The sequence below is a fragment of the Pannonibacter sp. I15F10I1 genome, assembly GCF_900185665.1.
Taxonomy (GTDB): Bacteria; Pseudomonadota; Alphaproteobacteria; order Rhizobiales; family Stappiaceae; genus Pannonibacter; species Pannonibacter indicus.
In genome coordinates, this window is the sequence record NZ_FYAN01000026.1 from 833,844 (window position 1) to 854,554 (window position 20,711).

Annotated in this window: 20 protein-coding genes; 8 read left to right on the forward strand and 12 right to left on the reverse strand. The window is 63.0% G+C overall.

Annotated features, from left to right (window positions below; genetic code table 11):
* Positions 1-153: 153 nt before the first annotated feature.
* Positions 154-801, reverse strand: coding sequence for a ChrR family anti-sigma-E factor (locus IF10I1_RS17050; RefSeq protein WP_186393650.1), 648 nt, complete (start codon positions 799-801; stop codon positions 154-156).
* Positions 802-1,096: 295 nt separating this feature from the next.
* Between IF10I1_RS17050 and IF10I1_RS17055 the strand changes: the two genes are divergently transcribed.
* The 4 genes from IF10I1_RS17055 to sseA all read left to right on the forward strand — a co-directional run bounded on the left by IF10I1_RS17055 (position 1,097) and on the right by sseA (position 5,339).
* Positions 1,097-2,131, forward strand: coding sequence for a cysteine synthase A (locus IF10I1_RS17055; RefSeq protein WP_186393651.1), 1,035 nt, complete (start codon positions 1,097-1,099; stop codon positions 2,129-2,131).
* Positions 2,132-2,147: 16 nt separating this feature from the next.
* Positions 2,148-3,632 carry a cardiolipin synthase gene (cls, locus tag IF10I1_RS17060; RefSeq protein ID WP_186393652.1) on the forward strand — a complete coding sequence of 495 codons (1,485 nt, stop codon included), beginning with the start codon at positions 2,148-2,150 and terminating at the stop codon, positions 3,630-3,632.
* A 93-nt stretch (positions 3,633-3,725) separates the two neighbouring features.
* On the forward strand, positions 3,726-4,439 hold the full coding sequence (locus tag IF10I1_RS17065; protein ID WP_186393653.1) for an alanyl-tRNA editing protein: 714 nt from the start codon (positions 3,726-3,728) through the stop codon (positions 4,437-4,439).
* Positions 4,440-4,496: 57 nt separating this feature from the next.
* Complete coding sequence (sseA, locus tag IF10I1_RS17070; protein WP_186393654.1) at positions 4,497-5,339, forward strand: 3-mercaptopyruvate sulfurtransferase; 843 nt, start codon at positions 4,497-4,499, stop codon at positions 5,337-5,339.
* An 81-nt stretch (positions 5,340-5,420) separates the two neighbouring features.
* Here the strand turns inward: sseA and IF10I1_RS17075 are convergent, their stop codons facing one another.
* From IF10I1_RS17075 to IF10I1_RS17095, 5 genes are all read right to left on the reverse strand, one after another.
* On the reverse strand, positions 5,421-5,864 hold the full coding sequence (locus tag IF10I1_RS17075) for an META domain-containing protein (RefSeq protein ID WP_123194092.1): 444 nt from the start codon (positions 5,862-5,864) through the stop codon (positions 5,421-5,423).
* A gap of 436 nt (positions 5,865-6,300) precedes the next feature.
* Positions 6,301-7,104: an amino acid ABC transporter ATP-binding protein gene (locus IF10I1_RS17080; protein ID WP_050471773.1), complete on the reverse strand. Its 804-nt coding sequence runs from the start codon at positions 7,102-7,104 to the stop codon at positions 6,301-6,303.
* 69 nt (positions 7,105-7,173) lie between these two features.
* Positions 7,174-8,343 carry an amino acid ABC transporter permease gene (locus IF10I1_RS17085; protein ID WP_094462947.1) on the reverse strand — a complete coding sequence of 390 codons (1,170 nt, stop codon included), beginning with the start codon at positions 8,341-8,343 and terminating at the stop codon, positions 7,174-7,176.
* Positions 8,344-8,345: 2 nt separating this feature from the next.
* Positions 8,346-9,557 carry an amino acid ABC transporter permease gene (locus IF10I1_RS17090; protein WP_050471774.1) on the reverse strand — a complete coding sequence of 404 codons (1,212 nt, stop codon included), beginning with the start codon at positions 9,555-9,557 and terminating at the stop codon, positions 8,346-8,348.
* Between the two features lie 219 nt (positions 9,558-9,776).
* Positions 9,777-10,796: an amino acid ABC transporter substrate-binding protein gene (locus IF10I1_RS17095; RefSeq protein ID WP_186393655.1), complete on the reverse strand. Its 1,020-nt coding sequence runs from the start codon at positions 10,794-10,796 to the stop codon at positions 9,777-9,779.
* Between the two features lie 290 nt (positions 10,797-11,086).
* On the opposite strand from IF10I1_RS17095, the gene metC reads away from it, so the two are divergent.
* Positions 11,087-12,253 (forward strand): cystathionine beta-lyase, encoded by a 1,167-nt coding sequence (gene metC, locus IF10I1_RS17100; protein ID WP_186393656.1) that lies wholly within the window; start codon positions 11,087-11,089, stop codon positions 12,251-12,253.
* Positions 12,254-12,338: 85 nt separating this feature from the next.
* Here metC and IF10I1_RS17105 read toward each other — a convergent pair whose 3' ends face one another.
* From IF10I1_RS17105 to IF10I1_RS17125, 5 genes are read right to left on the reverse strand one after another with little or no spacing between them, the layout of a single operon-like run.
* Positions 12,339-12,647, reverse strand: a complete 309-nt coding sequence (locus IF10I1_RS17105; RefSeq protein WP_186393657.1) for a DUF4387 family protein — start codon at positions 12,645-12,647, stop codon at positions 12,339-12,341.
* Position 12,648: 1 nt separating this feature from the next.
* On the reverse strand, positions 12,649-14,001 hold the full coding sequence (locus IF10I1_RS17110) for an acyclic terpene utilization AtuA family protein (protein WP_186393658.1): 1,353 nt from the start codon (positions 13,999-14,001) through the stop codon (positions 12,649-12,651).
* A gap of 3 nt (positions 14,002-14,004) precedes the next feature.
* On the reverse strand, positions 14,005-15,546 hold the full coding sequence (locus tag IF10I1_RS17115) for a tripartite tricarboxylate transporter permease (RefSeq protein ID WP_186393659.1): 1,542 nt from the start codon (positions 15,544-15,546) through the stop codon (positions 14,005-14,007).
* 12 nt (positions 15,547-15,558) lie between these two features.
* The gene (locus IF10I1_RS17120; protein ID WP_050471780.1) at positions 15,559-15,999 is read right to left on the reverse strand and encodes a tripartite tricarboxylate transporter TctB family protein; all 441 of its coding nucleotides are present in this window, start codon (positions 15,997-15,999) and stop codon (positions 15,559-15,561) included.
* Positions 15,999-16,964, reverse strand: coding sequence for a tripartite tricarboxylate transporter substrate binding protein (locus IF10I1_RS17125; protein ID WP_208977393.1), 966 nt, complete (start codon positions 16,962-16,964; stop codon positions 15,999-16,001). Before IF10I1_RS17125 ends, IF10I1_RS17120 begins: the two co-directional genes overlap by 1 nt.
* 121 nt (positions 16,965-17,085) lie before the next feature.
* Between IF10I1_RS17125 and IF10I1_RS17130 the strand changes: the two genes are divergently transcribed.
* The 3 genes from IF10I1_RS17130 (at position 17,086) to IF10I1_RS17140 (ending at position 20,293) form a co-directional block, all read left to right on the forward strand.
* Entirely contained in the window at positions 17,086-17,757 is a 672-nt protein-coding gene (locus IF10I1_RS17130) for a response regulator transcription factor (protein WP_244274442.1), read from the forward strand.
* Positions 17,758-17,765: 8 nt separating this feature from the next.
* The gene (locus IF10I1_RS17135) at positions 17,766-19,202 is read left to right on the forward strand and encodes a sensor histidine kinase (RefSeq protein WP_186393660.1); all 1,437 of its coding nucleotides are present in this window, start codon (positions 17,766-17,768) and stop codon (positions 19,200-19,202) included.
* A 116-nt stretch (positions 19,203-19,318) separates the two neighbouring features.
* Positions 19,319-20,293 (forward strand): ABC transporter substrate-binding protein, encoded by a 975-nt coding sequence (locus tag IF10I1_RS17140; protein WP_186393661.1) that lies wholly within the window; start codon positions 19,319-19,321, stop codon positions 20,291-20,293.
* A gap of 7 nt (positions 20,294-20,300) precedes the next feature.
* Here the strand turns inward: IF10I1_RS17140 and IF10I1_RS17145 are convergent, their stop codons facing one another.
* Entirely contained in the window at positions 20,301-20,711 is a 411-nt protein-coding gene (locus IF10I1_RS17145) for a hypothetical protein (protein ID WP_122519897.1), read from the reverse strand.

Here is a 20,711-nt window from a genome sequence, read left to right on the forward strand (position 1 = left end):
CGCTGCGCTTGGCCGGGGTGACGGCCTGAGCAAGCGTTAAGGCGTGCCAGCCTCACAGGTCCCCGCTCAAGGCGGGGACAGCGCGGTAGGGCTATGACGCTCTGACTTTCAGCAGCACCGCAGTGAAACAGGCATACCTAACCTGCCCGACCCTCACATCCGCATGAAGGGAGCAATGAGGCGGCCGAGGGGGCCGGTGAGGCGCAGGTGGCCTTCGGTGACGGCAAAGCAGATGCAGTCTTCATCGTCATCGGCAACGGGCTTGTGATCGACGTGATCATCGGCAAAGGCGAGATCGCCGCGCACATAATGGCCGTCAGCATCCGAGAAGCCGCCCTGCAGCACGAGCGTCAGTTCCTGGCCGTCATGGGTGTGCGACGGCACAGCGCGGCCGGCCTTGATCCACAGGAGGCTGGCGGTGCAGCCATCCATTTCGCCGAACTTGAATTCCTTCACGCCCGGCATCAGGCTGCGCCACTTCAGGCCATCCAGCGTGTTGCGGCCCAGCAGGCCGCGCAGGCTGGACGGAAGACGCGGATCGAAGGACTCGCAGGGCTGGATGGCCCGCTCCGGCATGACCGGAAGGCCGAGAATGGCCTCAAGACGGGCATCCCGGCTGGTCAGTTCCACCGGTGCGGTGGTGTCCAGCTCCGCTCCGGCCAGCGCCTCCAGCGAGCGGACATAGCCGCGGTGGCGGGGCGAGAGTTCCAGATGAGACGATACGAGGACGCGCGCGGGTTCTGCCAGCCTTCCGGCGACATATCCTGCCAGCAGTTCGTCCAGTCCAGTGGTAGTTTCCATTAAAGTGCCTGGTGCCATCTTTTGAGTGAGCAGCTTTTCCTGCTCTACGGCGGTCTTTGGTGCCCGGATCACGTCTTTCTGCGTGTTAGTAAGGAAACCTAGATAAACTGCCCCTTCCCGGCAAGATGCCACCGGGGCCAAGGCGGGGGTTTTCCGTTTCCATTTAAGCGAAGATGCAGAAAAACCTTCCACGCATGACAGGTCAGATTGCAGCCGCGTCACTTGATCCGGCGCCTTTGGACCATTAGCTTGCGCACAAGCCGTTTCAACCAGAAAACAGTAACACCGGATCACCATGACCCTTTATTCCTCCGCCGTCGAAGCCATCGGCAACACCCCGCTCATCCGCCTCAACCGGCTTTCTGACGAGACGGGCTGCGAGATCCTGGGCAAGGCGGAGTTCATGAACCCCGGCCAGTCGGTCAAGGACCGTGCCGGCAAGCAGATGATCCTGGAGGCCGAAGCGCGCGGCGACCTGAAGCCCGGCGGCCTGATCGTCGAGGGCACGGCCGGCAACACCGGTATCGGGCTTGCGCTTGTCGCCCGCGCCCGCGGCTACCGGACCGTCATCGTCATGCCGGACAGCCAGAGCCAGGAAAAGAAGGACATGCTGCGCCTTGCGGGCGCCGAACTCGTTGAAGTGCCGGTGAAGCCCTTCTCCGACCCCAACAATTACCAGCATGTCGCCCGCCGCCTCGCCGAAGACCTGGCAAAGAGCGAGCCCAACGGCGTGCTCTTTGCCGACCAGTGGAACAACCTCGACAACCGCAAGGCCCATTTCGTCAGCACCGGCCCGGAAATCTGGCGCGACACGGACGGCAAGGTGGATGGCTTCATCTGCGCGGTCGGTACCGGCGGCACGCTGGCGGGCACCTCCACCTATCTGCGCCAGCAGAAGCAGGACATCGTCATCGGCTGCGCAGACCCGCGCGGGGCGGCGATGTACTCGCTCTTCACCACCGGCAAGGCAGAATCCTCCCCCGGCGGCTCCGTGTCGGAGGGCATCGGCCTTGGCCGCGTCACGCCGATCATCGAGGACATCAAGGTGGACAAGGCCTATCTGGTGACCGATGAGGAAGCCATGCCGCTGCTGTTTGATCTGGCGGAGAATGAAGGTTTGCTGCTCGGCGGCTCCAGCGCCATCAACATCGCCGGTGCGGCCCGTCTTGCGCGGGATCTCGGCCGCGGCCATACGGTCGTGACCATCCTGTGCGACCACGGCTCGCGCTATCAGTCCAAGCTCTACAATCCGGAATTCCTGCGCTCCAAATCCCTGCCGGTTCCGGCGTGGCTGGAGAGCCGGTCCGGGCTGAAGGCGCCTTTCCTATGAGATAAGGACCACGCCCATGGGGGGCGCTGCCACGTCCATCGGCAGGGACGTCCTTACGGATGTCAGTCTCGCCGATACGATCCTGAACAATCTCGGCATCATCGCCGCGGTTACGGCAGCGCTTTACACCCTTGCAGCCATCTGCGCCGTGCGGGAAGTGATGAACAGCCGCACGGCGCAAGGCACCATCGCCTGGCTCTTGTCGCTGTTCTTCCTGCCCATCCCCACGATCCTGCTTTATCTCGTCTTCGGCTGGAAGCAGTTCGACGACTATGCCGATGTGCAGCGCAAGATGGGCCGGGACGAGCGCAGCCGCCGCGCCCGGCAGATCGGCATCGCCGACAAGGCCGCGACCACGGACTGGCAGGTGCTGTCACGCGTCGCCAACCTGCCCTTCATTTCCGGCAACCGCTGCGAATTGCTGATCGATGGCGATGCCACGTTCTCCTCGATCCTGCAGGGAATTTCCGAGGCCAGAACCGTGGTTCTGGTGCAATTCTTCATCGTGCGCAGCGATGTGCTGGGCCGCACGCTGGCCGACCTGCTGATCGAGAAGGCCCGGCAAGGCGTCCGGGTCTATTTCCTTTATGACGAGATCGGCTCCAAAGGCCTGCCCAAGGCCTATATCCGGCGGCTGCGCCGGCACGGCATTCACGTCTCGGGCTTCAACGAAACGCATCACTATCTGCGGATCCTGGGGCCGATGCGGATCAACTACCGTAACCACCGCAAGGTCGTCGTCGTGGACAACCGGCATGCCTGGGTCGGCGGGCACAATGTGGGCGATGAATATCTGGGCAAGGACCCGGATTTCGGCCACTGGCGCGACACCCACGTGAAGATCAGCGGCCCGGCAGCACTCGGCTGCACCCTCTCCTTTGCCGAGGACTGGCACTGGGCCTGCGGCGAGCCGCTGGATTTCTTCTCGCCCGGCCCCTACGAATCCCCCGGTGACGAGGCCGTCCTTGTGATGCCGACGGGCCCGGCCGACCCGCTGGAAGACTGTTCCATCGCCTTCACCGAGGCCATCTCCCGTGCCCGCCACCGGCTGTGGATCGTCAGCCCCTATTTCGTGCCCGGGCCGGACGTGCAGACGGCGCTTTATGCAGCAGCCATGCGAGGCGTCGATGTGCGGGTGCTGCTGCCGCAGAAGGCCGACCACCGGCTGGTCTGGCTGGCCAGCCACGCCTATGCGGATGACATGGTGAACCACGGCATCAAGGTCTACCGCTATCTCGAAGGCTTCCTGCATCAGAAGGTCGTGCTCGTGGATGACGAGCTGGCGTCTGTCGGCACGGTGAATTTCGACAACCGCTCCTTCAGGATCAATTTCGAAATCACGCTCTGGTTCACCAGCCCCGGCTTCATCGCCCAGATTGCGGCCATGCTGGAGAAGGATTTTGGCCGCGCCCGGCAGACCGGACCGGATGACCTCGACAAGCGCTCCTATGCCTTCCGGGTTCTTGCCCAGAGTGCCCGGCTGTTTTCGCCGATCCTCTAGGGTCCCGGTCATTTCAGGTCCTTTCAAGGCTTGCGGCTGCGGCAGAGCGTGCTACCGTGCGGCCCCGCCTTGTCCGATACCGGAGCCTTTCAGATGACCGAGCCCCTTTTCCGCGATGATTCCTATCTGCGCAGCTGCGAAGCGCGGGTGGTGGAAATTACCGGAGATGGCGCCATCGTGCTGGACCGGACGGTGTTCTACGCCACCAGCGGCGGCCAGCCCGGCGACAGCGGCTATCTGGAACGCGCCGATGGCAGCCGGGTTGCCATCACCACCGCCCTTTATGCAGACGGCAAGACCGGCCACCGGCACATTCCCGCCGCCGGAGAGGCCCTGCCGGGCGCAGGTGAGGCCGTGAGCGTGCATGTGGACTGGACGCAGCGCTACCGTTTCATGCGCATGCACACCGCTCTGCACATCATCTGCGCCGTGCTGAAGACCAAGATCACCGGCTGCCAGATCGGCGCCGAGGAAAGCCGCATCGATCTCGACATGCCCGAACCGCCGGAACGCGAGACCATCGAGGCTGCGATCCGCGAAACGGTGGGCCGGGACATGGCGGTGAGCATGGAATGGATCACGGATGAAGAGCTGGATGCCAATCCGGGCCTCATCAAGTCCATGAGCGTCAGCCCGCCGCGCGGCAACGGCAAGGTGCGCCTCGTGCGCATCGGCGAGGATTTCGACCTGCAGCCCTGCGGCGGCACCCATGTGTCACGCACATCCGAAATCGGGCTCGTTGAGATCACGAAAATGGAAAAGAAGGGCAAGCTGAACCGGCGGATCCGCATCCGCCTTGCTGATTGATCCCTTTCCCAGAAACAGACCAGAACCAGACCCGCCCCTGCAGCACCGGAGACCGGCATGAACCGTCCGCCCCTCGTCAGTACCGAATGGCTTGCCAGCCGTCTTGCCGCGCCAGATGTTCTGGTGCTGGATGCCTCCATGCACCTGCCGGGCACGGGCCGCGATGCCAACGCGGAATATCTGGCCGAACATATTCCCGGCGCCATCCGCTTTGACATCGACGCCATCGCCGACAAGGCAAGCCCCCTGCCCCACATGCTGCCGCAGCCGACGGCTTTCTCGTCCATGATGCGCAAGCTGGGCGTGGGCGACGGCATGACGCTGGTGTTCTACGACACGGTCGGCATCTACTCCGCCCCGCGCGGCTGGTGGATGCTGAAGACCATGGGGGCAGAGCGTGTCTTCATCCTCGACGGCGGCCTGCCGAAGTGGAAAGCCGAAGGACGGCCGGTGGAAGACGGCAAGGTGACACGGCCGGAGCGCCACTTCACCGCCCGCCTTCACAATGGCGCCGTGACGGATATCGAAGCCATGCGGGCGATCGTGGACAGCGGCAGCCGCCAGGTTCTGGACGCCCGCGCCGGCGCCCGCTTCCGCGCCGAAGTGAAGGAGCCGCGCGAGGGCCTGCGCTCCGGCCATATGCCCGGCGCCTTCAGCACACCCTTCACCGAACTTCTGAACGCGGACGGCACGATGAAGTCCAACGGGGATCTCAGCCAGGTCTTCCTGGACGCTGGCGTGGATCTGTCGCGCCCGGTGACCACTTCCTGCGGCTCCGGCGTCACCGCGGCGGTCATCACTCTCGCCCTCACCCTGCTCGGCCACAAGGATCTGAGCCTCTATGACGGCTCCTGGAGCGAATGGGGCAGCCTGCCGGACACGCCCGTCGTCACGGGGTGACTACAAGGCTGAACTGAAAAAGACAGAAGGCCCGCGTCAGAGACTGACGCGGGCCCTTGTTTTCAGCACGGGTTGCCGGGCTCACATCAGCGACAGGCGCAGCACCGGTTCGGAATTGGCGTTGAGCAGCGTCAGGGAGCCCCGCTCCCCCCGGTAATCGACGGCCGCATGGACGGCTTCGACGAATTTGCGCTCCTGATCCATGATGGCAGGGGCACAGGCCTTGCGGGTGACCGCCAGCGGGCCGATCTTCAAAACGCCGCCACTCTGGCGGACCTGCCCGAAGATGGTGTTGCAGCCGCCGGAGCCCGCAACGGTTCCAGCTTCCTCGATCTGCAGGATACTGTCCGCGCCGCTCTGCGGCACCTCACCCTGAATTTCCTCCACCTTCCATTTGCCCACCAGATCGAAGGGCAGCCCGCGATCCTGTGCGGCGGCAGGCTGAAAAGCCATCAGCGCCAGCGCGGTGGCAGCGCAGGCTCCGGTTTTGGCAGCAAGGTGGCGAAAAGTTCCAAGAACAGTCATGCGTCGAACAACCCTCTCATACCAAGGCTCCGGGATGCTGGCGCATCACGCCTTGAAAATGCTCAAACGCCGCAGGGGCTTGATCAGATCCCGATGAGGCAAGCTCACCGGGATTTCGTATAAGGCATGCAATAACGAGCGGCCGGTGATTTCCGCGCTCCAGAATGCCCCAAGCCCGATAATGCAAAGTAAACCGGCAGGCATTTCCGCAAGACATGACTTACAGGCTGTTTACGGCAAATTCTTGAAAACGAATTTCGCAAGATAGCGAAAGGCATAGCGCTTTCGCGATGCTCCTTATTGTAAAAACACACAATCGTCTTTTCTTCAGGGGAACATTCACCGTCACATAAAAACAAGGCCCCGGACCTTGCAGTCCGGGGCCTGATTCTAACCTGCGAGCTGCGGCCGGAAAACCGGTCCGCGCTATTGCGGATCAGTGGTGCAGGATCTGGCTCAGGAACAGCTTGGTACGCTCGTGCTGCGGATTGAGGAAGAACTGCTCCGGCTCGTTCTGTTCCACGATCTGGCCGGCATCCATGAAGATGACCCGGTTGGCGACCTTGCGGGCGAAGCCCATTTCGTGGGTGACGCAGAGCATGGTCATGCCTTCTTCGGCAAGACTGACCATCACATCCAGCACTTCCTTGATCATTTCCGGATCGAGCGCCGAGGTCGGCTCATCGAACAGCATGATCTTGGGGTTCATGCAGAGCGAGCGGGCAATGGCCACGCGCTGCTGCTGACCGCCGGAGAGCTGGCCCGGGTACTTGTGCGCCTGCTCGGGGATCTTCACCCGGGTCAGGTAGTGCATGGCGATTTCCTCGGCCTGCTTCTTCGGCATCTTGCGCACCCAGATCGGCGCCAGTGTGCAGTTCTCAAGGATCGTCAGATGCGGAAACAGGTTGAAGTGCTGGAAGCACATGCCAACCTCACGGCGGATCTCGTCGATCTTCTTCAGGTCATCGGTCAGTTCGATGCCATCGACGATGATCTGGCCTTTCTGATGCTCTTCCAGACGGTTGATGCAGCGGATCATCGTCGACTTGCCGGACCCTGAAGGCCCGCAGATGACGATGCGCTCGCCGCGCATGACCTTCAGGTTGATATCGCGCAGCACGTGGAAATCCCCGTACCACTTGTTCATGCCGATGATCTCGACCGCCACATCCGTGTCGGACACGGTCATCTTGCTGCGGTCAACGGCGATTTCGACTTCGGAGACTGCGTTCTCACTCATGGGTTTACTCCAGAATATCCAGGGATCGGAGGCGGCGCGGAGATCCGCGCCAGCCTGTCAACGGTCGCTCTAGCGTTTATGGCCCGTGTTCAGCCGCCGCTCCATGTAGATGGAGTAGCGCGACATGCCAAAACAGAAGGCAAAGAAGATCACGGCAGCAAACAGATAGCCTGTACGGCTGGTGACCGGCGTTGCCCAGGTCGGGTCTGTGAACGAGGACTGGATCTGGCCCAGAAGGTCGAACATGCCGACGATCAGCACCAGGGTCGTGTCCTTGAACAGGCCGATGAACGTATTCACGATGCCCGGAATGACGAGCTTGAGCGCCTGCGGCAGGATGATGAGACGCATCATCTGCCAGTAGCCCAGGCCGAGCGCCTTGGCGCCCTCATACTGTCCTTTGGGAATGGCCTGCAGGCCGCCGCGCACCACCTCCGCCATATAGGCGGCGGAGAACAGCGTCACACCGATCAGCACGCGCAGGAGCCGGTCGAAGGTGATGCCTTCAGGCAGGAACAGAGGCAGCATCACGGAGGACATGAACAGCACCGTGATGAGCGGCACACCGCGCCAGAACTCGATGAACATCACCGAGAACAGCTTGATGACCGGCATGTTCGAGCGCCGTCCCAGGGCCAGCAGAATGCCGATGGGAAGCGATGCGGCAATACCGGTCACCGCAATCACCAGCGTCACCAGCAGCCCGCCCCACAGGGAGGTCGAGACCACCGGCAGGATGACGTTGCCGCCGATGGAAAGCCCCGTCAGCAGATAGTAGGCCGCGATGGGAAGCCCGACGATGAACAGCACCGCGTTGATCCGCTTGTAGGGCACCGAGGGGATCGCCAGCGGAATGAGCAGCGCCGCGAAGAGCACAAAGACAATATCCACCCGCCAGGTCTGGGCCGCCGGATAACGGCCGTAGATGAACTGCGGGAAATACGCCTTCACATAGGCCCAGCAGGCCCCGACTACCTCGCCCGAGCCTTCCGGCACAAGACAGGCATTGCGGTTCTCACCGGTCCAGACTGCGGTGATGAGGGCAAACTCGATCAGCGGCTTGATCAGGGAATAGGCGATCAGAATGCCGATGAGGGTGAGAATGGTGTTGCCGATGGAGGAGAACAGGTTCGTTCTCACCCAGCCGATGGCACCAGCAGTCGAAACCGGAGCCGGAAGAAGCGGAGCCTCCTCCGTCCGGATGTGAAATGCAGATTTGGTTTCAGCCATGGTGTTCATCCTTACCGCTCCACCAAAGCCATCTTCTGGTTATACCAGTTCATGAAGGCCGATGTGATCAGGCTGAGCGACAGGTAGACCGCCATCCAGATCGCAATAACCTCGATCGCCTGGCCGGTCTGGTTCAGCACCGTACCGCCAAGGGACACGAGGTCGGGGAAGCCGATCGCAACCGCGAGCGAAGAGTTCTTCGTCAGATTGAGATACTGGCTGGTGAGCGGCGGAATGATCACGCGCATGGCCTGCGGGATGATCACCAGCCGGAGGGTCGGCGCATTGCGCAGGCCCAGGGCATTGGCTGCCTCGGTCTGGCCGTGGCTGACCGCCTGAATGCCGGCACGCACGATTTCTGCAATGAAGGCCGACGTATAGATCGCCAGCGCCACCGTGAGGGCCAGGAACTCCGGAATCAGCGTCATGCCGGTGCCGAGCGTGAAGCCCCGCTGCAGCAGCGGCCCGGTGTCGTTGAAGACCGGATGGCTGAACGAAACGGGCATGCCCGATGCCAGATAGGCCACCAGCGGCAGGCCGATGATCAGGCCGAGAGCCGTCAGGAACACCGGAAACTGCTGCCCCGTCGCCTCCTGGCGCTTGCGGGCCCAGGTCTTGATCACCGCAACGGCGGCGATGGCAATCAGCAGAGCAATGCCGATCGCCGAGGAGCCCGGCTCGAACACCGGCTTGGGCATCCAGAGCCCTGCGATGTTCAGATGGATCGCATCAAACAGCGACCACCTGTCCCGCTTGTCCGGGACTGACCGCAGAACGGCGAAATACCAGAAGAAGATCTGCAGCAGCAGCGGAATGTTGCGCAGGACTTCCACATACCAGTAGGCCAGCTGCGAGATGACCCAGTTCTTCGACAGGCGGGCAACGCCGATGAGGAAGCCCAGGATGGTCGCGCAGAGAATGCCGATGACGGCAACGAGCAGCGTGTTCAGGAAGCCCACCAGCAGGGCGTCCCCGAAAGTGGAGGTCTCCGAATAGTTGATCAGGCTCTGGGATGTGCCAAATCCTGCAATCCGGTCAAGAAATCCGAAGCCCGATGCAATTTTCTGGCGCTGGAGATTGGCGATCGTGTTGGTCACGATCACATAGCCCACGGTCACAAGGACCGCCACCAGCAGCAACTGAAAGAAAATACCTCGAACATGCGGGTCGTTGACCAGCGACCCTCTCGAAGAGGATGCTGCGCCGTTATCCCGTGTTGTCATATTGCCTCGCCAACCAATGACGCACCGGTGCTCTTGTAGCGGCACCTGTGATGCGTTGCCGTTCTCCAGACCCCGTCGACAGAGATACGGCAGTTTTCCCCTGATGCCGGTTGCTGCATTTTGCAGTCTTTACCAGCACCGTCATTACGCAAATCCCGGCCAGCTTGCACCGGCCGGGACGCAGATCCGGGGCTCCCGAAGGATCCCGTAAAGTCTGGCTTAGCGGACCGGCGGGGCGTACTGCAGGCCGCCCTTCGTCCACAGGGCGTTCAGGCCGCGGGCGATGCCCAGCGGGGTGTCCGGACCGACGTTGCGGTCGAAGGCTTCACCGTAGTTGCCCACGCCCTTGACGATGCTGACAGCCCAGTCGTTGCCGACGCCCAGCTGCTGGCCGTAATCACCTTCAACGCCGAGCAGACGCTTGATTTCCGGATTGTCGGAGGACTTCATCTCTTCGACGTTGGCCGAGGTGATGCCAAGCTCTTCCGCGTTGATCATGGCGTAGAGGCTCCACTTCACCAGATCGAACCACTGGTCGTCGCCATGACGCACCACCGGGCCGAGCGGCTCCTTGGAGATGATTTCCGGCAGCACGACGTGGTCGGCCGGGTTGGCAAGCTTCAGGCGCTCGGCGTAGAGACCGGAAGCGTCGGTGCTGAACACGTCGCAGCGGCCGGCGTCATAGGCCATGATCACTTCGTCGGCCTTTTCGAAGGCGACGACTTCATACGGCATGTTGTTGGAGCGGAAGTAGTCTGCGATGTTCAGCTCGGTCGTGGTGCCGGTCTGGGTGCAGACGGAAGCGCCGGACAGTTCCAGAGCGGAGGTCACGCCCAGCGACTTGCGCACCAGGAAGCCCTGACCGTCATAATAGGTCACGCCGGTGAAGTTCAGGCCGAGCGAGGTGTCGCGCGAAGAGGTCCAGGTGGTGTTGCGCGACAGGACGTCGATTTCGCCGGACTGCAGGGCGGTGAAACGCTCCTTGGCGCTCAGCGGGGAATACTTGACCTTCTCGGCATCGCCGAAAATGGCGGCTGCAACGGCGCGGCAGATGTCGACGTCGAGGCCGCTCCAGTTGCCCTGTGCATCCGGATTGGAGAAGCCCGGCAGACCCTGGCTCACACCGCACTGGACAAAACCCTTGGCCTTGACGTCGTCAAGCGTCGCTGCAGACGCAGAGGTCGCAGCAGCCGCAACGACGGTCGCGCCGAGCATCATGGGAATGAATTTCGCTTTCATGGATTTGCAGCCTTTTTTTGTTACCCATCTGTGTTTTGCATCAGGACCCGGATGTTCCGCATGCGCTTTTTCCAGCTGCTGGACCCCCTGCCCGGCCGTGCCGGGCTCCAGTCCTCCCTCACGCAAAACGCGAAGTCGGAATAGCGCCGCTACCCGAGCCCCAATGTGGCCATTCGATGGCATTTGACGCGACGGGTCAAGAGGCCGCAGAGTGGTAAAACGATTATTTCATCGTGATACCCGCCCCTCTTCCACCTCCCGCTGCATAGAAAGTCAACACGAGTAACAAAATGGCAGAGATTGATCAGAAACTGGACACCGTGCTTGTTCACGCAGGCCGGCATCCGGATGACTTTCACGGATTCGTGAACCCGCCGGTGGTCCATGCCTCCACCGTCCTTTTTCCCAATGTCGAGGCGATGGCACCGGGTGCGCAGAAGTATTCCTACGGCCGCCGCGGCACACCCACGACCGAGGCCCTGGAAGAGGCCATCGCCGCCATCGAAGGGGCAGCCGGCGCCAAGCTCGCCACATCCGGCCTCAATGCGATTTCCCTTGCCTGCCTCTCCTGCCTGAAGGCTGGCGACCACTTCCTTGTGGCAGACACGGTCTATGGCCCCACGCGGCATTTCTGCGACGCCATCCTGCCGCGCTACGGCATCGAGGTGGAGTATTTCGAACCCTGGGCCGGCGAGGGAATCAGGAAGCGGTTCAAGGCCAATACGAAGGCGGTCTTTCTTGAAGCGCCCGGCTCACTCACCTTCGAGATGCAGGACGTGCCGGCCATTGCCACGGCGGCCCGCGAAATTGATGCTTTCGTACTGATGGACAACACCTGGGCGACGCCGGTGTTCTTCCAGCCGCTGGCCCATGGGGTCGACCTGTCGATCCAGGCAGGCACCAAATATATCGTCGGCCACTCGGACGTGATGATCGGCACGGTGGCTGCAAGCGCAAGGGCCTGGCCGGGCCTCCTAAACATGCACGGCAACCTTGGCCTGCATGTGGGACCGGATGATGTCTATCTCGCCCTGCGCGGCCTCAGGACCATGTCGGTTCGTCTTGAACGGCACATGCGCAACGCACTGGAAGTGGCGAACTGGCTGGCGGAGCAGAGCTGCGTGGCGGCAATCCGCTATCCCGCTCTGCCGCAGGATCCCGGCCATGCCCTGTGGAAGCGCGATTTCAAGGGCGCCTGCGGGCTCTTTGCCTTTGATTTCACGCCGGACGTCACGGAGAAGCAGGCGGTCACTTTCCTCAATGCGCTGAAGCTGTTCGGCCTTGGCTATTCCTGGGGCGGCTTTGAAAGCCTGGCCATCCCGGTGAAGCTCAAGGGCCTGCGCACGGCTGGAACGCCGGTGCCGCTCAGCCAGAGCGTGCGCCTGCATATCGGGCTTGAAGACACGCGTGACCTGATTGCAGACCTGACGCAGGCCATGGCGGCGATGAAGGCCTGACACAAAATGACCGGCTGCCGCGATCTGGCGGCAGCCGGTCAGTCTTGCAGCAAATGGAGCTGGACCGGCCGGCAGGAAGCCCTGCTCAGGCGATCTTCACATCCGCCTCTTCCAGCAGCACGGCCCATTGCGCGCCGTGCATGTCGCGGTCATTCGCGCTGCCCTGCACCACCGGGCGGGGAAAGCTGAACTTGATGACCGAGAGCTCCTCGATATCGAAGCGCTTCAGCAGCTGCGGTTCGGTGTGGAACAGCGCCGCCACATCCGCCGTCTTCAACGACGGCACAACCCGCTTGAACACCTCGTCAGAGCCGCAGAACACGTCGACGGTCACCCAGAAGGGACCGGCATTCTTCGAACGGACCTTCAGGACAGTATCACCCAGACGCGCCATATCAGACCTCCGTCACGTCAATGCGGAAGGCGGACATGGGGTCGTCCAGTTCCAGCACATGGTTGAGGGCAAACTCGTAGAGCGCGCCGCGGTCCGACTGGGCCGGAGAATAGGGAAACGCAAACGTCGGCAGTTCCTCGTTGTCCGTCAGCGGATAATGCAGCACGAAGGGATTGATGAGCTTGCCGATTTCAGAGGCAATCGCCTGCGTTTCAGCGGTCACGATACCCAGAACGCCGATCTCGACCGGATCGCCCTTGCGGTTTTCCATGGCCCCCAGCGCGCCGTCCACGCCGATGAGGCGGAACTGCAGGTCATAGGCGCCCGGCTCCAGTCCCATGCGGGAGCGGATTTCGCCGGTCAGAAAACCGGTGAGGCGGTCCACCCAGGCGCGGGCCTCGCGCACATAACGGTCATTGCGCAAAATGGCCATGATGGTGGTCTGGTAGCCAGCCACACGGGCGCCCTCCAGCTTCACCGTATATTGCCCCTCGACCCAGCGCGACCCCTCGACCCGCACCCTCCGCTCATCCAGCGCCGTGTAGCGCGAACCGCGCACATCGAGATAGCCGCCCGGCTCATAGAGCTGATAGGGATCGGAATTCTCGTAGAGCATATGGGCGGAAACGGAATGGGGCGTGCAGGCAGCATTGTCCGCCAGCGGCTCGACCGTGAAACCATCCTTGTCGAAGTCCACCATGATCACGCCGGAGGTGGGATTGGTGGAGCAGAGCGCGCCGCATTCGGCGATCTTTGCCCCATGCCAGGCCCCGCCCGGATGTTCACCGCGGGCAAGCGGCAGCGCGCAGATGGTCGCCGTGTCGGTGGTGCGTCCGGCGATGACGATATCGGCACCTGTCTCAAGCGCGGCCTGGATCTGCTCGGCACCGGCCAGCGCCACGATGTTGGAGAGCGAGCCGATCAGGTCTGCGGAAATCTCCGGCGCCGGGGTCAGCGGGCGGATGCGGCCCTCCGCCAGCGCCTTGAGGATCCGCTCTTTCGGCTGGGAGGAATAGACCCGTGCGATCTTGAGGCTCTGGCCAAGTTCGGCCGCCAGTTCGCAGGTGATCTCATACATCCAGTCCACGGTTGCATCGGCACCGCAGGTGCCGGCCGTGCCGATGACGAGAGGAACGCCGGCCTCGGCGCGCGCCTTCATCAGGTCGCGCCATTCGGCCTTGGTGGCGGCGCGGGAGTATTTGGATACCCCCGCCCCGAGTGAGAAGGGGCCACTGTCGGTGGACCCGCCATCAATGCAGATGATGTCGGGGCGGAGACGCACGCCGCGAGCCAGCGCCTCCCGGTCAAACCCCAGTCCGAGGACGCCTGAAGGCACCAGCACGCGGGTGGTCATGTCTTAGTCCTTGTCTGCCGCCGCTGCGTCAGCAACGGCCGTTTCACTGTCCGGCAGCGGCTTCTTGAGGAAGCGGCGCAGGAAGATGGGGGCAACGAAGCCCAGCACGGCCGCAGTCCAGAGGCCAATGGCAATGCCCGAAGAGAACAGGTAAGTCCAGTCCCCATCCGACAGCACCATGGCGCGGCGCAGGTTGTCTTCCATCTGGTTGCCCAGCAGGATGCCTAGGATCACCGGCACGGTCGGGATGTCCAGCTTGCGCAGGATGTAGCCCAGGGCACCGAAGGCAACCATCATCAGCATGTCGAAGGACGAGCCGGTCAGCGAGAAGATGCCGACGAAGGCAATCATCGTCACGCCGGGCAGCAGGATGTAGCTCGGCACCGACAGAATCCGCACGAAGATCTTCACCATCGGGATGTTGAGGACCAGGAGCACGAAGTTGCCGATGAAGAGCGAGGCGATCAGGCCCCAGACGATTTCCGGACGATCCGTGAACAGCAGCGGCCCCGGCGTGATGTTGAGCGTCAGCAGCAGGGCCAGAAGCACCGCCGTGGTGCCGGAGCCCGGAACGCCGAGGGTCAGCATCGGAATCAGCGCACCACCGGCAGCGGCGTTGTTGCCCGCTTCAGGTGCGGCGATGCCCTTCGGATTGCCGGTGCCGAAGGTGTGCTTGTCCTTGGCAATGGCCTTTTCGCCGGCATAGGCAAGGAAAGAGCCAAGAGACGCACCAGCCCCGGGCAGAACGCCTGCAACGAAGCCGATGACAGTCGACCGCAGCATGGTCCAGCGGGTCAGCCAGATATCCGCCCACGGAATCCGCGTGGAGCCGAGCTTCACGCCGATGGCGCTGTTCTTGCCGTGGCTCTCGATGAAGAAGAAGATTTCCGAGACGGCAAAGAGCCCGACGATGGCGACGAGGAAGTCGATGCCATCCATCAGATGCAGTTCACCAAAGGTGAAGCGCGGCATGCCCGTGGTCTTGTCCAGGCCGATCATGGCAATACCCAGCCCCATGGCAGCGGCAAGGGCCGCCTTGGCCTGGTTGTTCGACCCCAGACCGCCGAGCGTGCAGAACGCCAGCAGATAGAGGGCGAAATACTCCGCCGGGCCAAACTGGAAAGCCACGCGTGCAAGCAGCGGCGACATGACCATCAGGCCAACGGTGGCGAGGAAAGCGCCCACGAAGGAGGCCACGGCCGAAATCACCAGCGCATCCCCTGCCCGGCCCTTGCGGGCCATGGGGTAGCCGTCCAGCGTGGTCATCATCGCCGGCTCGTCACCGGGGATGTTGAGCAGGATCGACGAAATGCGCCCGCCATACATGCAGCCGTAATAGACCGAGGTCAGCAGCACCAGCGCCGACATGGCGTCAAGGCCGAGCGTGAAGGAGATCGGGATCAGCAGCGCCACGCCGTTTGAGGGGCCAAGGCCCGGCAGCGCACCAATGATGGTGCCCAGGAAGCAGCCGACGATCGCCAGGAACAGCGTGGTCGGCGTCAGCGCCACGGACAATCCGAGCGCCAGATTAGACAGGATATCCATGATGTTGTCCCCTCACCCAAGCAACCCGCGCGGAAACGCCACGAGGCCGAGACCGAGCACGAACTTGAAGAGTGTAAAGAGGCCGATGGAAAGCCCTGCGCCGGTCAGGAGTGCCGGGACAGGCCGGGGCTCGATCTGATAGCTGATGATGCCGGCCACGATGAAGGTCGGAATGATGAAGCCAAGCGGGCGGATCATCATTGCATAGCCAATCAGCAGAAGCAGCGTGAAACCCAGCTTTGCGAGCATCAGGCCATAGGGCCACTCGACGTCCGGGTCCGGACGCAGCATCATCGTGAGGGAGGCGAGAATGGTCACGCCGCCGATCATGTAGGGAAAAATCCGCGGACCGATCGGGTCCGAGATGAAGCTGGTCTCAATCTGTGTGGCGCTGGAGAGATACCCCAGCGCCACGAGGATCATGACCAGACCAAAGATCCGGTCACCCTTCATTACTTGATGATCCCGATCTCACGGGAAATCTCCTGGATTTCCGCGATGTTGTTGGCAACCCAGCCTTCGAACTCGCCGCCGATCAGGGCGTAGGGAGCAAGGCCGTTGTCAGCCATGACCTTCTTCCACTGCTCGGACTCGGCGACCTTCTGCAGGCGATCGACCCAGACGTTGAACTCTTCGTCGGAGATGCCCTTCGGGACATAGAAGCCGCGCCAGTTCATGGCCACGAGATCAAGCCCCTGCTCCTTGGCCGTCGGAACGTCCGGGAACGCCTCGACCCGCTCTTCGGCAAAGACGGCCAGCGCACGCACATCGCCCGACTTGATGAAGCCGGAGATCTCCGAGATATCGCCGGTCATCGCAGCGGTAAAGCCGCCCACGGTCTGGGTGATGGCATCGGCGCCGCCATCCACGCCGATGTACTTGATGGCGCGTGCGTCGGTGAAGCCGGCACGATCCATCATCATCAGCACCTTGAGATGGTCGAAGCCGCCCACGGCCGAGCCGCCTGCGAAAGCGTTCTTGGCGGGATTGGCCTTCACGGCCTCGATCAGATCATTGAGGGTCTGATAGGGGCTGTCCTTTGCCACGACGATGACACCGGCATCGCCGCCAAGGGTGCCGAGCCAGCGGACCTGATCAGCCGTCATGCCTGCAAAGGCGTTCTGGGCAAGACGGGTGGTCGTTGCCGAGGAAGCGGCCACGAGGAGGTCAGCATCCGTGTCACGCTGCCCCACGACATGGGTGTAGGCCACACCGCCACCGGCACCGGCCATGTTGGTGACCTGGATGGGGTTCGGCACAACGCCGATCTCATACATGATCTGGGAGACCTGACGGCAGGTGAAGTCCCAGCCGCCGCCGGGGTTTGCCGGTGCAATGCATTCCGTCGCAACAGCAACGGTGGACATGCCAGCACCGATCATGACGCTGAGTGCAAGCGCCTTAAGCGTAGTTTTCATCCCTGGTTCTCCTCCCTGGGGCATTGGTATCAGTCCGCAAGGCCGATCCGGACCTCTTGCGCCCGGCCATAGTTTCGTCCAAACCTGACACAAACCTGTCACAGGTATAAATTCTGGGGGGATGGCCTTGCGGTTCCTGCTTGTCGAGGACAATGGCGACCTTGCGCGTTCTGTTCGCGAGCGCCTGACGCTGGAGGGCCATGCCGTCGATCACGCCCCGGATCTCGAAACCGCGAGATCCTGTCTGGCGTCAGCCGATTACGATCTCATCCTTCTCGACATCATGCTGCCTGATGGAGACGGCCGGGCGTTTCTCGCAGCACAGCGCCAGAAAGGCGATGCGACACCGGTGATCGTCATGACGGCACGGTCCGCCGTTTCCGACCGCGTGGGCACGCTCGACATGGGCGCCGATGACTACATCACCAAGCCTTTCGACTTCACCGAACTGGAAGCCCGGTGCCGGGCGGTTCTGCGCCGCCGCGGCGGCACGCCCAATGCGCAGCAGCGCTTTGCCGATGTGGTGTTCGATCCGATGGCCGGCCAGGTGATCGTTGCGGGCGAGAGCCGGGAACTGCGCAGCCGCGAACTGCGGCTTTTCGAGGTTTTCCTGGCCGCGCCCGGGCGCATCCTGTCAAAGGACCATCTGTGCGACCGGCTGTTCTCCTATTCCGAACCGGTCACGGACAATGCCATCGAGGTCTATGTGGGGCGTCTGCGCAAGAAGCTGCAGGGCAGCAGCCTGCGCATCGAAACCCTGCGCGGCCTGGGCTACCGGCTGACCAGCCCATGAACCGGCCTATGGACCGGCCCCGCAAAGGCAGAGCAGGCGGGCAAAACGCGGCCCCTTACTCCCCTTCCCTGCGGCGCCGGCTGGTCACCCAGCTCCTGGGTCTTTCCGCCATTCTCGCCATCGCCCTCTTCTTTGCCGTGCGCATCAGTTCCGAACAGGCCTCGGAAGCAACTCTTGACGGCATTCTGGGCGCGGCGACCATCGCCATTGCCGAGGAACTGCGCAGCGTCGATGGCGGCCCGCTGGTGGAACTGCCCTCCGGCACTTTCTCCATCCTCTCGGCCATGGGCGAGGAACGGATCTTCTACCGGATCATGATCGGCGGGCGCGATCTGACGGGCTACGAGGATCTGCCTGCTCCCGCAAAGGCCCCCTCTTCGCTGGAGCCGGTTTTTTACACCGCCCTCTACCGCGATGCCGAGCTGCGTATCGCGGCTGTCGCCCGCAATCTGGTGATTGACGAGGGGCCGGTCCGGCTGCTGGTCATGGTCGGGCAGACACGGGAAGCGCAGAATGCCATTGCCGCGCGGCTTGCCAACCGGGCAGCCGCGCTTGGCCTTGCCGTGTTTCTCGCCGCCATTCCCCTGTCGCTGCTGGCAGCCTCGCGCCTGCTGCGGCCCATCGAAAAGCTCGCCGCAGCCATGGAGCGGCGCGGCCCGCGCGACCTGCGCCCGGTGCGCCACCCTGCCCCGGCCGAGCTTGTGCCGCTGATCTCTGCGCTCAACAGCTTCATCACGCGCCTGCGCGGCACTCTGGCACAGACGGAAACCTTCATTGCCGAGGCCGCCCATCACATCCGCACGCCGCTGGCCACCATCCGCAGCGAAGCGGAACTGGCCCTGCGCCTTGCTTCCGATGAAGCCATGCGCCAGCGCATGCGCGGCCTCATCCGTGCCGTTGACGAGGGCTCCCGCTCGACCGGCCAGTTGCTCGACCATGCGACCGTCGCCTACCGCGCCGGCCAGCAGAGTTTCAGTGAAGTCGACCTCGGCCGGGTGACCGCTGCACTGGCCGAGCGGTACCGGACGGCGGCGGATCTCAAGGATATTCACATCCGGCTGTCTTGCCCGGAAGAACCACTGACCACCTTTGGCGATGCCGTGCTGCTGGAGGCCGCCATCCGCAATCTCATCGATAATGCCATCAAGTATTCTCCGCCGGACACGGACATTCACCTGACGCTGCAGCGGAAGAACGAGATGGCCGAACTGACCTGCCGCGACCACGGGCGGGGCCTTGACGGCCAGAGCGGCGGCACTCTCTCCGGCCGTTTCCAGCGCGGCACCAATGTCGATGACGTGATAGGCTCGGGCCTCGGCCTGACCATTGTCAGCGAGGCGGCGGCTGTCATGGAGGGCCGGTTCAGCCTGGAGGCTGCCGAGGGAGGCGGCGCGCTGGCAACGCTGCAGCTGCCGCTTCTGGCGCAGCAGGAGGAAAGATCATGACAGCTGTCCCTGATGCTGCGGCTTCCCGCGATGAGCTCAAGCGCCTCATGAGAACAGGACTGCAACTCCTTGCGGTGGCAATAATCTTTCTGATGCCGCTTAGTCAGGCTCAGGCGATGACCATCGAAGCTGAGCGCCGGTTCGGACCGGCCTCGGCGCCCAATGAAATCCGCATCGTCTCAAGCACGGACATCGAGGTGTTCCAGCCGGTGATCGAGGGCTATGTCCGTGAGCACCCCGCTGTGGCGATCCACTATATCGTCTCGCCCAGCCAGGGGCTCTACGATGCGGTGGCGACGGAGAAGGAGAGGTTTGATCTGGTCATCTCTTCCGCGATGGATCTGCAGATGAAGCTGGCAAATGATGGCCTCGCGCAGCCGCTGCACGAGGAGATCATAGCCGCCCGTCCGCCCTGGGCGCGCTGGCAGGACCGGCTGGTGGGCGTGGCGCAGGAGCCGGCCGTCGTGCTGCTGGCAGATGAAGCCCTGGCGGGCGGCCTGCCCCTGCCGGGCACCCGGCGGGACCTGATCAACCTGCTGCGCGACAATCCGGAGCGCTTCCGCGGGCGCATCGGCACCTATGATCCGGCCGTTGCGGGCGTCGGCTATATGTTCGCGGCTCAGGACGCCCGCATGAGCGACACCTTCTGGCGCCTTGCCGAGGTGATGGGCCGGCTCGACGCAAAGCTCTATTGCTGTTCGGGCGAGATGATCACGGATGTGCAGACGAAAAAGATCCTCATGGCCTACAATGTGCTGGGCAGCTACCTGCCGCGTGACAAGATGGAACGCGAAGGCTTCGAGGTGATCGAGCTGCAGGATTTCACCATCACTCTGCTTCGCACGGCGCTGGTGCCTGCCAACGCGCGCCAGCCGGGCCTCGCGCAGGACTTCCTCGCCTTTCTCGTCTCGCCCGAAGGCCAGAGCCTGCTGACCGAGCGGACCGGGCTGCCGCCGATTGATCCGGGCGTCTATGCCGAGCGTCCGCACCTGCGCCCCATCCGCCTGGATCCCGGCCTGCTGGCCCAGCTCGACAAGCTGACGCGCGCCCGCTTTCTGGAGGAATGGAACGCGGCCATGGAACAGCCCTGAGGCTGCCTCAGCCCCCGAAGAGCGAGGCAATCGTCAGATAGGCCGGGATGAAGAGCGGCGGCAGGCCGAAGAAGGCATCGCCGAACAGCATGATCTTCAGGAAGAAGAACAGAAACGCCCCATAGAGCGCGGCGGCAAAGGGCATCAGAAAGCCCGGCGTGATCGGGGCCACCAGAGCCAGAAACGGATTGGTGACCTTTCGCAGCACCACGAAGAAGGTGATCTCGCGCTCGCCGAACACAAACTCCAGAAGCCCCCTGGCAAACAGGAATGCGGCGATCGCCGACAGGGCGTAGGTGCCCCCGAGATAGACGGCGACGATACCGGGCGCCCCGCCCGCCAGAAAGGTGACGACCGCCAGAAGATAGGTGCCGGTCAGATAGAGGACGCCGTTAAGGGCGGTTGCCTGCTGCTGCAT